Annotated in this window: 1 protein-coding gene; it reads right to left on the bottom strand. The window is 69.0% G+C overall.

The genetic code is table 11. The annotated features are described in order from the left end of the window. Nucleotides 1-620: 4-hydroxy-2-oxovalerate aldolase (gene dmpG / locus TBU01S_RS22780; protein WP_083953814.1), on the bottom strand; the 620-nt coding region annotated here is incomplete at both ends.

The following is a 620-nucleotide window of genomic DNA, read 5'->3' as shown; positions in this document are numbered from 1 at the left end:
CTCGCACACCGCGATGAACACTTCCATCGGCGTGTTGCCCGCCCCCGCGCCCAGCCCGGCCGCGGCCGCGTCGATGCGGGTGGCGCCCGCTTCGAGCGCCGCCAGGCTGTTGGCCACGCCCATGGCCAGGTTGTGGTGGCCGTGGAAGCCCAGTTCGGTCTCGGGCTTCAGGGCATCCCTGACCGCGGACAGGCGCGACTTCACCGTGTCGGGCAGCAGGTGCCCGGCCGAGTCGGTGATGTAGATGCAGTTGGCGCCGTAGCCTTCCATCAGCTTCGCCTGCTGCACCAGCCCTTCGGGGCTGTTCATGTGCGCCATCATCAGGAAGCCGACGGTGTCCAGGCCGAGCTTGCGGGCCATGCCGATATGCTGCTCGGAGACGTCGGCCTCGGTGCAGTGGGTGGCGACGCGGATCGTGCTGACCCCGAGTTCGTGGGCCATCTTCAGATGGTCGACGGTGCCGATGCCCGGCAGCAGCAGCGCCGAGACTTTCGCCCGCTTCATCAGCGGAATCACCGCGCCGAGGTAGTCCTCGTCGCTGTGGGCCGGGAAGCCGTAGTTGACCGAGCTGCCGCCCAGGCCGTCGCCGTGGGTGACTTCGATCAGCGGCACGCCCGCGT

This window comes from Thauera butanivorans NBRC 103042 (genome assembly GCF_001591165.1).
Classification (GTDB): domain Bacteria; phylum Pseudomonadota; class Gammaproteobacteria; order Burkholderiales; family Rhodocyclaceae; genus Thauera; species Thauera butanivorans.
Note: the sequence above shows the minus strand (reverse complement) of the source record. Positions and strands in the feature narration are given on the sequence as shown.